Origin of the sequence: Novosphingobium sp., assembly GCF_040398825.1 — a bacterium.
Lineage (GTDB): Bacteria > Pseudomonadota > Alphaproteobacteria > Sphingomonadales > Sphingomonadaceae > Novosphingobium.
The window spans coordinates 24,794-37,219 of the sequence record NZ_JBBATI010000015.1; the positions used below are offsets into that span (position 1 = coordinate 24,794).

Consider the following 12,426-nt stretch of genomic DNA (forward strand, 5'->3'; position numbering starts at 1 on the left):
GGTGAACCGTCTGCCGATCCGCGCGGTGGAAAAACCCTGGGGCAAGGATGTCCTGCCGCCGCCGTTCACCGCGCCTGTGGGGCAGCGGATTGGCGAAATCTGGTTCGAACCGCCCGCCACCTTGCCATCTGTGCTGGTGAAATACATCTTCACCAGCGAAAAACTGTCGGTGCAGGTCCATCCCGACGATGCCCAGGCCGCCGCCGCTGGTGAACACGATACGGGCAAAGAGGAATGCTGGCTGGTGATCGCGGCCGAACCGGGCGCGTCGCTGGGCGTGGGGTTTACCCACAAGATCGGGCCAGAGGCGATGCGCCGCGCCGCGCTCGACGGGTCGATCGAGGCGCTGATGGACTGGTACCCGGTGCAGCCCGGCGATTTTTTCTATATCCCGGCGGGCACGGTGCACGCGATCGGCGCCGGGGTCAGCCTGATCGAAATCCAGCAGTGTTCCGACATCACCTATCGGTTGTACGATTACGGCCGCCCGCGCCCATTGCACCTGGATGCCGGGATCGCGGTCGCGCACGGGGAACCGCATGACCCCGCATTGCGCCGCCACATTGCGCCGGTCGGCACGGTCGAACTGGCACATGGTCGTTATTTTCAGGCGCACCGCATTGCCGGCGTGCCCGATGCCGCCCTGCGCGCGATCTATGCCGGGCCAGTGCTGATCCTGCCGCGCGTCGGCACCATCACCGCCGGGGACACGGTGCTGCAACCGGGTGACTGCGCGGTCACACGGGGGCTTGACGGCGTGGCCTTTGCTGGCGACGGTCAGGCGATTGTGGTGCGCGCGACGGTCTGAGCCCCCCGCGTGCGGGTGTTCATGGGTCGGGCCGGGCGGGCGCAAAAGGATTGAATTGCATGAGTGACCCGCAGGCCAGCGCGCCGGCGCCGTTTGATATCGCCGCGGTCGCGGCGCAATTGCGCGACGTGCGCGAAGGCTGGCGCATGGCGCAGGGCCACCATCCCCAATATGGCGAACAGGGTTTCCCGTCGCGCCACGAACTGGGGCGGATCATCGATGTGCTGGCCGCTGCGCTGTTTCCGCTGCGGCTGGGCCCGCCCGATCTGAAAGTGTTGAGCGAAGACAGTTTTGTGCTGGCCAGCCTGCAATCGGTGCTGCCGCGCCTGGCTGCGCAAGTGCGCATGGAACTGCATTATATCCGCCACGAACGCGGCCCCGACGCAATCGAACGCGCGGTGACCGCGATTGTGGAGGAAATGACCGCGCGACTGCCGGCGATTCGCCGTCTGCTGGATGGCGATTTGCAGGCCGCGTTCCTGGGCGACCCGGCCGCGCGCAGCGTTGATGAAGTGCTGTTGTGCTACCCCTGCATCGTCGCGCTGATCCACCACCGCGTCGCGCACGAGCTGTATCTGCTGGGGGCGCCGCTGGTGGCGCGGATCATCGCCGAAATCGCGCATTCGCGCACCGGCATCGACATTCATCCCGGCGCGCAGATTGGCGAACGCTTTTTCATAGACCACGGCACCGGGGTGGTGATCGGCCAGACCGCGATCATCGGCAGCGGGGTGCGGATTTACCAGGCGGTGACACTGGGCGCGCGCAGCTTTGCCACCGACGAACACGGCCAGCTGATCAACGAGCCACGCCATCCGATCATCGAGGATGACGTGACGATCTATGCCGGGGCGACCATCCTGGGCCGGGTGACCATCGGCAAGGGATCGGTAATCGGCGGCAATGTCTGGCTGACGCGGTCGGTTCCGCCTATGAGCCGGGTGCGCCAGACCCAGCCCAGCGTCAGTATCGAGGCCGCCGACCCCTGCGATTAGGGCAGGCGGCCGGTTCGATTTACGGGCGCCGCCAACCCGGGCCACCGCGCCAGCCATGGTCGCCGCGCCAGCCCGGGCCACCGCGCCAGCCGGGGCCACCGCGCCAGCCATGATCACCATATCCGCCGTGATAGCCTGGCCCGCGATAGGTCTGCCAATACCAGCGGTGATAGGGATAGGGGCGATAGGCCCAGCCCGTGCCGACATAGACCCACGGCTGATACCAGCCCGGCGCCGCGTAATAATATCCCGGATAGGCATAGGGATAGGGCGCCGATCCGGCGCGCACGACATAACCCGGGGGGCAGCCCGGGCTGGTGGCGTTGTTTTGCGATGACGCGATCACGGCGCCGGTGCCGGCCCCCAGCACCGCGCCGACCGCCGCCGATCCTCCACCGTCATGGCGGCCGCCCGCTGCGCTGCCGACAATCGCGCCCAATATGCCGCCGATCACCGCGCCGGCGGCCACGTCACCATGCGATTTGGCACAATTTTCGCGCGCCCACAGTTGCGCATCGGCGGCATAGCGCGCGTCGATGGCGCGTTGGGTGTCGTCATCGCCCGACGGAGCATAGCCCGGTGGCGGGGGTGGCATCTGTCCACCGCCATAACCGGGTGGCGGCGGTGGTTCGGGCGGCGGGCCATAGCCACGTTGCGCGTCATAGCCCGGTTGCGGGCCATAATCCTGTGGCCCGGCGTCGCGCTGGTCCTGCGGATAGCCTTGCTGTTGCGGATAGCCTTGCTGTTGCGGGTAGCCCTGCTGCTGCGGGTAACCCTGTTGTTGCGGGTAGCCCTGCTGCGGCTGGTCGGCCTGGGGCGGGGCGCCATACCCTGATGATGGTGCGATTTGCGCGTTGGCGGTGATCGGCGTTAGCGCCATGGACATGGCCACGATTGACGTGGTCATAGCCAGCGCAATCGGATGACCAGGTCGCGTGGGGGCGGATTGAACTGGCATGCTGCGGTTCCCTTCGGCGGCTGGGCGCGCGTGACATGATCCTGCGCGTTGCCAAACCGTGTACGGGGCCTAGCCAGATGGACGTGAACGCTGGCTGATCGGTCCAGCGAGAACCGGATGCGCGACACATTGCTACAATTCGGTGCGGCGCCCACCGGCTACAGGATAAAATCTCCCGCGCTCAGGCTGGTCAGTTTGGTCAGGTTCAGCGCAAAATCGGCCTTGCCGTCGCCGTTGATATCGCCAAACACCATCAGCCCGGTGCCCGCCGCTTCATAACGCAATTGGCCGGCATGCATGTCGAACGCCGCCGTACCCAGGAACGACAGGTGGGTGGGGCCACCTGCGGGCAGCAACGAATCAAATGCCGACAGGTCGATGACATTGCCGGGATTGGCGTGAAATTTCTGGATCACGTCACAGGTCGTGGTGGTCAGCCCGCCGGTCTTGCCCGGTGCAAACACAAAGGTGTCCTGCCCGCTGCCGGCCACCATGATCATCTTGCCCGTGCCGGGATGCACTTCGGCATGGCCGGCACCGCCAAACACCGCTGCCCCGCCGGTTCCGCCATAGATCACATCGGTGCCATCGCCGGCATAGATGGTGTTCTCGCCCGATCCTGCATAAATCACGTCGTTACCCGGCCCGGCCTGGATCACGGTCTTGCCGGGACCTGCGGTAATGCGGTCGTTGCCCGACAGCCCGACCAGCAGGTGCGGGCCATAGCCCCCGGTGATGACCGGACTGGCGGTGGTGGCATAGAGCACTTTCGCACCGGCGACGAAGGTATAGGAACCGCCGATGCCGAAATTGAAACCATAGGATCGCGCGCCGACCGCACCCACCCCCAGCACGAACAACGAACCGTTCAGCCCGGGCAGATTGGCGCTTTGCGTTACCAGCGAATCGAGCGGCATGGCTGCCAGCGCGATACCCACCGGGCTGAACCCGCAGACCGTAAAGTTCAGCTCCCCCACCAGCGTCTGGCCGACAAAGGCATCGATGGTGACCATATCGTCGGCATTGGAAACCGCGACCACCTTGTACGATACGGTGCTCATCGCGATAAACGATCGGCCCACGGTGCCAAGCAGACCCTGATAGTTCAGGATCTGGTTGGGCGATGTGGTGCTGTTGGTGATCGATCCGTTGACCGCGCTGGCGCTGATATTGACCAGTGAATTGGCGGCAAAGGTTACCCCCAACAGCGCATCAAGGCTGCCATATCTGACTGTCTTTGCCATGAAACCGCTCCATCATCCGCGCTGCGCCTGGCGGGATGATGGACGCGATTGGACTGGCACCGACAACCGGCGATGGCTTCACTTCGGATCAACAAGCGCCTGGCCAGTGCGTTGACCGGGTGTTGCGGGATCAGGCGATGACGGGGGCAGCCTGGCGCACGCTTTCATCGACATGTTCGGCAAACTGTTCGAAATTGTCGATGAATTTGCGCACCAGATCGTGCGCCGTGCGGTCATAGGCGTCACCATCGGCCCAGGCGCCACGCGGGTCGAGCAGCTTGGCATCGACCCCCGGCACTGCCACCGGCACTTCAAACCCGAACCACGGATCTTCACGGAATTCGGCAGTGTTCAGGCTGCCATCGAGCGCGGCGTTGAGCAGGGCGCGAGTCGCCTTGATCGGCATGCGCTTGATGCCTTCCTCGGTCGCCTTGCCGCCCGACCAGCCGGTGTTGACCAGCCAGCAGCGCACCCCGCCCTTGTTGATCCGTTCCTTCAGCAGGTTGCCATAGATGGACGGGTGGCGCGGCATGAAGGGCGCGCCGAAACAGGTGGAAAAGGTCGCTTCCGGTTCGGTCACGCCGATTTCGGTACCGGCCACGCGCGCGGTATAGCCCGACAGGAAATGGTACATTGCCTGTTCCGGCGTCAGCCGCGCGATCGGCGGCAACACGCCATAGGCATCGGCGGTCAGAAAGATGATATTGTGCGGCACCGGACCCAGATTGTCGGCGCTGGCGTTGGGAATGAATTCAATCGGATAGGACCCGCGGCTGTTTTCCGCCAGGCTGGCATCGTCCAGATCGATTACGCGGGTGACCGGGTCGATCACCACGTTTTCCAGCACCGTGCCGAACCGTTTGGTGGTGGCAAAGATTTCGGGCTCTGCCTCCGCAGAAAGCCGGATCATCTTGGCATAACAGCCGCCTTCGAAATTGAACACCGCGGTGTCGGACCAGCCATGTTCGTCATCGCCGATCAGCGTGCGGCTGGCATCGGCCGACAACGTGGTCTTGCCCGTGCCCGACAGGCCGAAAAACACCGCCGTATCGCCATCCGGGCCGATATTGGCCGAACAATGCATCGGCATCACGCCCTTGACCGGCAGCAGGTAATTCAGAATGCCGAACACCGATTTCTTCATTTCACCGGCATAGGCGGTGCCGCCGATCAGGATCAGCTTTTCGGTGAAATTGACCGCGACCACGGTTTCGCTGCGGCAGCCGTGGCGCGCCGGATCGGCCCGGAACGACGGCAGATCGATGATCGTGTATTCGGGCACAAAACTGGCCAGTTGCGCCGTGTCCGGGCGCACCAGCAGGGTGCGGATGAACAGGCTGTGCCACGCAAATTCGGTGATCACCCGCACATTGACGCGGTGTTCCGGCTGGCTGCCGCCGAACAGGTCGGCCACGTAAAGCCGGTCTTTTTCCCCCAGTGCGGCGATGAAATCGGCCTTCAGCGTGGCGAAGTGATCGGGGGTCATGCCAATGTTGGTTTTGCCCCACCACACCGTGTTTTCGGTTTCGGCATCGCGGACGATAAACTTGTCCTTGGCCGACCGGCCGGTGTGCTTGCCGGTGGTGACCACGAACGGGCCATCCTTTGCCAGCAGGCCTTCGCCATTGCGCACGGCGTGTTCGATCAGCGGCGCGGTGCCCAGATTGGCATGCAGTTCGGCCGGTTCGGGAAAGCCCTGCGATGACAGCGAAACGTTGAGGCCGGTGGCGAAAACAGTAGCGGACACTGGGCAATCCTCCCGATGGCTGGCCGCTTTGGGAACGACCGCACACGTCTGGTTCAAACGTTCGACGGCGAAACATCGAATACGAATGCACTGGCTCGCCAGCGACGCAGACGCAAGCGAAATTGCTGCATCAAACCGGGTGCAGCAAACAAGATTTTTGCGCCCGAACTTGCAAAATCTGCAACTGGCAGGCTGCCGTGGCCGGGCTGTACCCGGGTCCTGGTTGCCACCCCCGGAATTAACGGGTATTTCAGCCCATGACGGCGGCGAGCACACCTGTGATGCGATCATGACGACCAGGCCCGATGGCGGCGGACCCGCTGCAAACCCGCGCCCGGAACCGGCCCCGCGCCCTGATCCGGTACCGCCGCCGCCCACCGGCGCAGGTGCCGCCACCACCCCGCAGGTGATCGCGCTGGTCGACGATGACCGCAACATCCTGACCACGGTATCGATCGCGCTGCAGGCCGAAGGTTTCGCCACCCGCGTCTATTACGACGGGGCGGCGGCCTTGCCCGCACTGATCGACAACCCGCCCGATCTGGTGGTGTGCGATATCAAGATGCCGCGCATGGATGGTTTTGACCTGCTCCACCGCTTGCGCGAAAAAAGCGACCTGCCGGTGATTTTTCTGACCAGCAAGGATGATGAGGCGGACGAGGCGGCGGGGCTGGCGATGGGCGCCGACGATTACATTGCCAAACCGTTCAGCCAGCGGTTGTTGATCGCCCGCATCCGCGCCATCCTGCGGCGCGGAGAGGTCGCCCGGCGCGCCGCGTTGCGCCCGCCCGACGAACCGGGCGATGCCCTGCCGGATGTGATCCGGCGCGGCCGGCTGGCGATGGACCCGGCGCGGCACCAGGTGGAATGGGCGGGGCAGCCGGTATCGCTGACCGTGACCGAATTTTTGATTCTTGAGGCGCTGGCGATGCGCCCCGGAGTGGTGCGGTCGCGCAGCAGCCTGATGGATGCCGCCTATCAGGATGACGTGTTTGTCGATGATCGCACGATCGACAGCCATATCAAGCGGTTGCGCGGCAAATTCCGGCTGGTTGACGGGCAGTTTTCGGCGATCGAAACGCTCTATGGCGCCGGCTACAGCTTTACCGACCCTTGACCACGCCGCGCCCCATCCCCCGCGAACCGCGCGCACCCGACGTCGGCCGGACCGACAGCCGTGGCGCGGAGGCGCGCGCCCGCCCCCGGGTGACCCGGCGGCGGTTGTGGCGCACACGCGGGGTTTCGCTGACCACGCGCATCCTGGCGGTCAATGTGATCGCGCTGGCGCTGCTGGCGGGCGGATTCTTTTACCTCGATTCGTACCGCACCCAGCTGATCAACGAACGTTTTCGGCTGGCCCGGGCAGAGGTCGAAATCGCTGCCACAGCGCTGGGCAATGCTCCCCCGGCCGAACGGCGGCGGTTGATGGCGGCGATCGGACTTTCGCAAGTGCTGCAATTGCGGCTGTATGCTGCCGATGGTGCGCTGGAGGCGGACAGTTTCCGGCTGGCGCGGCCGTCATTCGTGTTTGTCGATCCAGCCAAAGAGGCGTGGTATCAGCTTGCCGCACGTGCGCTTGATCGCGGGGTGGATGCGATCGTTGGCGCGCCGGCGATTGAAAACTATCGCGAACCGGCGACACCGGGCCCGGCCAACTGGCCCGAAATCGCGCGGGCGCGGCAATCGGGCCGCACCGAAGTGTTTTTGCGCTATGCCCCCGATCGCACCCCGGTGATCACCGCCGCCACCCCGGTGGGGGTGTCGGGCGAAATGCTGCTGTCGATGCGCAATGCGCTGGATGTGACCCAGGCGGTGCGCGATGCGCGCCAGACGCTGGTGATCATCATCGGGCTGGCGCTGCTGCTGTCGGTGCAATTGTCGCTGTTTCTGGCGCGTACTATCGTGCAGCCGTTGCGTGCGCTGGTGCGCGCGGCGGTGCGCGTGCGGCTGGGGCGTGACCGCGCGGTGGTGGTGCCGCGCCTGCCCGACCGCGGCGATGAAATCGGCCTGCTGGCGCGCGCATTTTCCGACATGACCCACGCCCTGCGCCGGCAGATCGATGCGGTCGAAAGCTTTGCCGCCGATGTCGCGCACGAATTGAAAAACCCGCTGGCCTCGCTCGCCAGCGCGGTGGAGGCGATGGACAAAGTCGAAGACCCGGCGCTGCGGCGCCAGCTGGCGGCGATCGCCACGCATGATGTGCAGCGGCTGCGCCGGCTGATTTCCGAAATTGCCGAGGCCAGCCGGATCGACGCCGCGCTCAGCCGTGCGACGTTCGCGCCGATCGATCTGGCGCTGCTGGCGGCGCAACTGGTGGGCGCGCGCGGGGTGCGGCCGGGCACGACCGGCTGCCCGATCCGGTTTCGCCGCGGGCAGGGCGATACCCGCGTCGCCGGCGACGGATTGCAACTGGAACGCGTGATCGACAATCTGCTGGACAATGCGGTGTCGTTTTCGCCCCCGGATGGCGAAGTTGCGCTGGATATCTGGGCCGATGGCGCGCGCGTGCTCCTGTCGGTCAGCGATGACGGGCCGGGCATTGGCGCGCAGGAACGCGAAAAGGTGTTTGAACGGTTCCATTCGGTGCGCCCCGCGGCAGAGGCGTTTGGCGAACACAGCGGACTGGGCCTGGCCATCGCGCGCAGCATTGTCGAAGCGCACGACGGCACGCTGACGATTGTCGACAAGCCCGATGGCACGGTGGGCGCATGCCTGCTGCTGACGCTGCCACCGCTGCATGACGAGGATGACGATTGACCGATCCGGCCCCCACCCATGGCACAGCGCACCAGGCCAGTGCGGTTGCGATCGGTGGCCGCGCGCTGATGATCGAGGGCGCACCGGGCAGCGGCAAATCCAGCCTGGCGCTGGCGCTGATCGATCGCGGCGCGACGCTGATCGGCGATGACGGGGTGATACTTTGGGCAGATGGTGCGCGCCTGCTGGTCAGCCCGCATCCGCGCATTGCCGGGTTGCTGGAGGTGCGCAATGTGGGCCTGATCACGGTGCCCGTGGCTGCGGCGGTGCCGCTGGCACTGGTGCTGATGTTCGATACGGATGCGCCGCGCCATATCGATGTGCCCGAACTGGTGGAGCGCGCCGGTGTGGCAGTGCCGATGGTGCGGCTGTGGCCGGATTCGCCGGTGCTGGCGCTGCGGGCGGAAATCGCGCTGGCGCAATTCGGGAAAGCCATGGCATAATATCTGCGCGGCATTGGGGGCAACGGGGCTTCCCATCCCGGCTGTGCAGGCGCAAGACACTCGTCATGACGGAATCGGCTGGCACTGCCGCGCCCACGGCCCCGCAACGCATCCTGTTGGTGACCGGCGTGCTGGGCGCGGGCAAGACCACGGTGATGCGCGCGCTGGAAGATCTGGGCTGGGAAGCGATCGACAATTTCCCGATTCGCCTGCTCGACCGGTTGCTGGAAACCGCGCCGACGCACACGCGGCTGGATGCCGGGGCACCGATCGCGATCGGGTTTGATACGCGCACGCGCGGGTTTGATCCGCGCGCGATTATCGAACGGGTCAAAACGCTGTTGGAACGGCGCGATCTGTCGATCACCACGTTGTTCCTGGATTGTGGCGGGTCAGAATTGCAGCGGCGCTACAACGAAACCCGCCGGCCACACCCGATGAGCGAGGACAAGCCGGCCGAAAGCGGGATTGCCGCCGAACGCGAATTGCTGGAACCGTTGCGGCGCTGGGCCGATGTGGTGCTGACCACCACCGATTTTACCACCAACGATCTGCAACAGGCGATCCGCGACCATTTTCGCCAGGACAGCCCGACGCGATCGGTGATCACCATCAACAGTTTCGGTTTTTCGCGCGGCACGCCCCCCTTGGCGGACCTGGTGTTCGATATGCGGTTTTTGACGAACCCCTATTGGGTCGAAGATTTGCGCGAACTGACCGGGCGCGATGCGGCGGTGGGCGACTATATCCGCCGCGATCCCGCCTTTGACGAGGCTTTTGCCCGCATCCGCGATCTGCTGCTGTTGCTGCTGCCGCGGTTCGATGAACAGGGCAAGGCCTATGTCAACATTGCGTTCGGCTGTACCGGCGGCAAGCACCGGTCGGTGTTCATGGCGGAACAGATCGCTTGTGCCTTGCGCGAAGCCGGATTTTCTCCCACATTGCTGCATCGCAACCTGAGCGCGCGCGCGGCCGACCTGGTCGAACGCAGCGTCGCGCGCAGTGTGCGTTGAGTGATTGTTTCAAATAGTTTCAGTCTTTTGGATGAGACCCATAAACACAATGCCGGTCGGGGAAGGATCGATCCTGAAACCTAGAGATTCGCGTGGTGGCGATATCGTGGGCGTTTTCGTGTCTCTGCGGGATCGAAAACCACGCCTTCGCCGCTCGCGATTTGCCCAGCGGAGCCTTGTGCGTTCATGATCGGTCTGATTCTCGTTACCCACGGCGCGCTTGCCGATGAATTCATCCACGCGATGGAACACGTGGTCGGGCGTCAGACCGATGTGATCGGCGTGTGCATCGGGCCCAATGACGACATGGAAAAGCGCCGCCGCGAAATCGCCGACGCGATCAAACGCGTCGACAGCGGTGAAGGGGTGATCGTGCTGACCGACCTGTTTGGCGGCACGCCGTCGAACCTGGCGATTTCGTTGATGCAGGCGGGCAAGATCGAGGTGATCGCGGGGATCAACCTGCCGATGCTGATTCGCCTGGCCAAGGCGCGCGCGTGCATGGGGGTACGCGAAGCGACCGCCGCGGCGCGCGACGCCGGGCGCAATTACATCACGATCGCTTCTGAATTTCTGGGGCAGGACGCGTAAGCAATGAGTGAGCAGGCATACGTCGCGCGTGAACGGGTGACGATCGTCAACCAGCGGGGCCTGCACGCACGCGCCAGCGCCAAATTCGTCAACGCAGTGGCCAAATTGCCCCCCGGGTTCGACGTGATCGTGGCCAAGGACGGCACCGAGGCCAATGGCGGATCGATTCTGGGGCTGATGATGCTGGGCGCGGCCAAAGGCGACAGCGTCGATCTGGCGGTATCGGGCGAAGCCGGCGAAGCAGACGCGATCCTGATGAAACTGGCCGGTCTGATCAAGGACGGCTTTGGCGAGGATTGATCCCGAAAAGCCCCTCCCCCTGCAGGGGGAGGGCTTTAAAGGTGTGCCGCGTGCACAAACGGGAACTGGGTTGGCCATGACGCGCAAGACCATCACCGGGTTTTCCAACCCCACCATCAAATTCGTGCGCAGTCTGCGTGACAAGAAACACCGGCGGCGTGAGGCGCGGTTTCTGGCCGAGGGGCTGCGGCTGTTGACCGACGCGCGCGCCATGGGACGCGTGCCCGAACTGCTGCTGATGGCCACCACGCGCGATCCGCACCCGCTGATCGACGATCTGGAACATGCGGTCGCAGCGGCGGGCGGCGAAGTGATCGAGGTGCCGATCGATATTTTGGCCAAAGTCACCGGCAAGGACAATCCGCAGGCGGTGTGCGGCGTGTTTGCCGAATGGGACACCGGCCTGGCTGCGATCGATCGCAATGCCGCGCCGATCTGGCTGGTGGCACAGGCGCTGCGCGACCCCGGCAATCTGGGCACAATGCTGCGCACCGCCGATGCGGTCGGCGCGGGCGGGGTGATCCTGATCGACGATTGCGTCGATCCGTTCAGTGTAGAGGCGGTGCGCGCCAGCATGGGCGCGATTTTCACGCAAACGCTGGCGCAGGCGCGCTGGCCCGATTTCCTGGCCTGGCTGCGGGAAGGGCCGGGGCAATTGGTGGCCGCATCGTTGCGCGATGCCGTGCCGTACCGTGGTGCGGCCTATGCCGCGCCGTGCTTCGTGATGGTCGGCAACGAATCGCGCGGGCTGCCGGAAGAATACGAGCTGGCCTGCGATCTGCGCGTGACGATGCCGATGCGCGGTCGCGCCGACAGCCTGAATGCGGCGGTGGCGGCGGCGGTGCTGGCCTATGAAGTGCTGGCGACGCTGGGTTAGGCGGCGGCGGCGATGCGGTTGCGGCCTTCGTCCTTGGCGCGGTACATGGCCATGTCGGCGCGGTGCAGAATGTCTTTCAGGCTTTCGGCGGGGGACCGTTCCATCGCCAGGCCCAGGCTGATCGTGACATGGTGCGGGCGGCCGTTGACGACATAGGCCGGGGATTGCGCGACGTGCAGGCGAACTCGTTCGGTCAGCGCCCAGGCCTCGGCCGCGGTGGTGCGGGGCAGATAGAGCCCGAATTCCTCACCACCCAAACGCCCGATCAGATCACCGGCCCGCGCGGCTTCGCGCAACAGGCGCGCGATCTGGCGCAGCGCCTCATCACCGGTTTCATGGCCATGGCGATCGTTGATCACCTTGAAATGATCGACATCGATCAGCACCAGCCAGCCGGCCACGCCGGTGCTGCGCATTTCGCCAATCTGCACCAGAAATGCGCCGCGGTTCAGGACATCGGTCATCGGGTCGCGCTGCGCCGCGATCTTCAACTGTTCGTGGGCGCGCTGCAATTCGGCATAGAGCTCGTTGAGCGTTTCGCTCTGGTGTATCAGGCGCCCCGAAATGATCGTGCTGAGCACCAGCGGACACAACACGGCCACAGCCCAATAGACCCGTGGAACATCAATCCCCGATGCCAGCGAAACACCTTCAAGAATGACAAGCGTGGTGATCACGGAAAAGCCGGCAGAT

At 64.9% G+C, this 12,426-nt stretch carries 13 protein-coding genes; 9 read left to right on the forward strand and 4 right to left on the reverse strand.

All coding sequences use genetic code 11. The features are described from left to right. The first annotated feature begins 1 nt into the window (after nt 1). Complete coding sequence (locus tag ABWP89_RS09410) at nt 2-808, forward strand: class I mannose-6-phosphate isomerase (protein WP_353228841.1); 807 nt, start codon at nt 2-4, stop codon at nt 806-808. Between the two features lie 59 nt (nt 809-867). After that, complete coding sequence (gene epsC / locus ABWP89_RS09415; RefSeq protein ID WP_353228842.1) at nt 868-1,803, forward strand: serine O-acetyltransferase EpsC; 936 nt, start codon at nt 868-870, stop codon at nt 1,801-1,803. A 19-nt stretch (nt 1,804-1,822) separates the two neighbouring features. On the opposite strand, the gene ABWP89_RS09420 is transcribed toward epsC, so the two are convergent. The 3 genes from ABWP89_RS09420 to ABWP89_RS09430 all read right to left on the reverse strand — a co-directional run bounded on the left by ABWP89_RS09420 (nt 1,823) and on the right by ABWP89_RS09430 (nt 5,713). Beyond that, the gene (locus tag ABWP89_RS09420; RefSeq protein ID WP_353228844.1) at nt 1,823-2,710 is read right to left on the reverse strand and encodes a hypothetical protein; all 888 of its coding nucleotides are present in this window, start codon (nt 2,708-2,710) and stop codon (nt 1,823-1,825) included. 209 nt (nt 2,711-2,919) lie between these two features. After that, the gene (locus ABWP89_RS09425) at nt 2,920-4,005 is read right to left on the reverse strand and encodes a calcium-binding protein (protein WP_353228845.1); all 1,086 of its coding nucleotides are present in this window, start codon (nt 4,003-4,005) and stop codon (nt 2,920-2,922) included. 130 nt (nt 4,006-4,135) lie between these two features. Next, nucleotides 4,136-5,713 carry a phosphoenolpyruvate carboxykinase gene (locus tag ABWP89_RS09430; protein WP_353228910.1) on the reverse strand — a complete coding sequence of 526 codons (1,578 nt, stop codon included), beginning with the start codon at nt 5,711-5,713 and terminating at the stop codon, nt 4,136-4,138. A gap of 328 nt (nt 5,714-6,041) precedes the next feature. Here ABWP89_RS09430 and ABWP89_RS09435 point away from each other — a divergent pair, with 328 nt between their 5' ends. The 7 genes from ABWP89_RS09435 (at nt 6,042) to ABWP89_RS09465 (ending at nt 11,733) form a co-directional block, all read left to right on the forward strand. After that, nucleotides 6,042-6,869: a response regulator transcription factor gene (locus tag ABWP89_RS09435; RefSeq protein WP_353228846.1), complete on the forward strand. Its 828-nt coding sequence runs from the start codon at nt 6,042-6,044 to the stop codon at nt 6,867-6,869. A gap of 89 nt (nt 6,870-6,958) precedes the next feature. After that, nucleotides 6,959-8,509 carry an ATP-binding protein gene (locus ABWP89_RS09440; protein WP_502915268.1) on the forward strand — a complete coding sequence of 517 codons (1,551 nt, stop codon included), beginning with the start codon at nt 6,959-6,961 and terminating at the stop codon, nt 8,507-8,509. Next, nucleotides 8,506-8,952, forward strand: a complete 447-nt coding sequence (locus ABWP89_RS09445) for an HPr kinase/phosphorylase (RefSeq protein WP_353228847.1) — start codon at nt 8,506-8,508, stop codon at nt 8,950-8,952. The genes ABWP89_RS09440 and ABWP89_RS09445 overlap by 4 nt, the downstream gene beginning before the upstream one ends. Before the next feature lie 65 nt (nt 8,953-9,017). Then, nucleotides 9,018-9,965 carry an RNase adapter RapZ gene (gene rapZ, locus ABWP89_RS09450; protein WP_353228848.1) on the forward strand — a complete coding sequence of 316 codons (948 nt, stop codon included), beginning with the start codon at nt 9,018-9,020 and terminating at the stop codon, nt 9,963-9,965. A 186-nt stretch (nt 9,966-10,151) separates the two neighbouring features. After that, nucleotides 10,152-10,556: a PTS sugar transporter subunit IIA gene (locus tag ABWP89_RS09455; RefSeq protein ID WP_353228850.1), complete on the forward strand. Its 405-nt coding sequence runs from the start codon at nt 10,152-10,154 to the stop codon at nt 10,554-10,556. A 3-nt stretch (nt 10,557-10,559) separates the two neighbouring features. Then, nucleotides 10,560-10,856 (forward strand): HPr family phosphocarrier protein, encoded by a 297-nt coding sequence (locus ABWP89_RS09460; RefSeq protein WP_353228851.1) that lies wholly within the window; start codon nt 10,560-10,562, stop codon nt 10,854-10,856. Nucleotides 10,857-10,932: 76 nt separating this feature from the next. Then, complete coding sequence (locus tag ABWP89_RS09465; RefSeq protein ID WP_353228852.1) at nt 10,933-11,733, forward strand: TrmH family RNA methyltransferase; 801 nt, start codon at nt 10,933-10,935, stop codon at nt 11,731-11,733. Here the strand turns inward: ABWP89_RS09465 and ABWP89_RS09470 are convergent. Continuing rightward, entirely contained in the window at nt 11,730-12,410 is a 681-nt protein-coding gene (locus ABWP89_RS09470; protein ID WP_353228853.1) for a GGDEF domain-containing protein, read from the reverse strand. The two genes, ABWP89_RS09465 and ABWP89_RS09470, sit on opposite strands and share 4 nt — an antisense overlap. Between the last annotated feature and the right edge of the window lie 16 nt (nt 12,411-12,426).

What these genes read in the sequence shown, in the direction of transcription:
- ABWP89_RS09425 (WP_353228845.1), bottom strand. Translation starts at nt 4,005, where the DNA reads ATGGCAAAGACAGTCAGATATGGCAGCCTTGATGCGCTGTTGGGGGTA.
- epsC (WP_353228842.1), top strand. Translation starts at nt 868, where the DNA reads ATGAGTGACCCGCAGGCCAGCGCGCCGGCGCCGTTTGATATCGCCGCG.
- ABWP89_RS09435 (WP_353228846.1), top strand. Translation starts at nt 6,042, where the DNA reads ATGACGACCAGGCCCGATGGCGGCGGACCCGCTGCAAACCCGCGCCCG.
- ABWP89_RS09420 (WP_353228844.1), bottom strand. Translation starts at nt 2,710, where the DNA reads ATGACCACGTCAATCGTGGCCATGTCCATGGCGCTAACGCCGATCACC.
- ABWP89_RS09465 (WP_353228852.1), top strand. Translation starts at nt 10,933, where the DNA reads ATGACGCGCAAGACCATCACCGGGTTTTCCAACCCCACCATCAAATTC.
- ABWP89_RS09460 (WP_353228851.1), top strand. Translation starts at nt 10,560, where the DNA reads ATGAGTGAGCAGGCATACGTCGCGCGTGAACGGGTGACGATCGTCAAC.
- rapZ (WP_353228848.1), top strand. Translation starts at nt 9,018, where the DNA reads ATGACGGAATCGGCTGGCACTGCCGCGCCCACGGCCCCGCAACGCATC.
- ABWP89_RS09455 (WP_353228850.1), top strand. Translation starts at nt 10,152, where the DNA reads ATGATCGGTCTGATTCTCGTTACCCACGGCGCGCTTGCCGATGAATTC.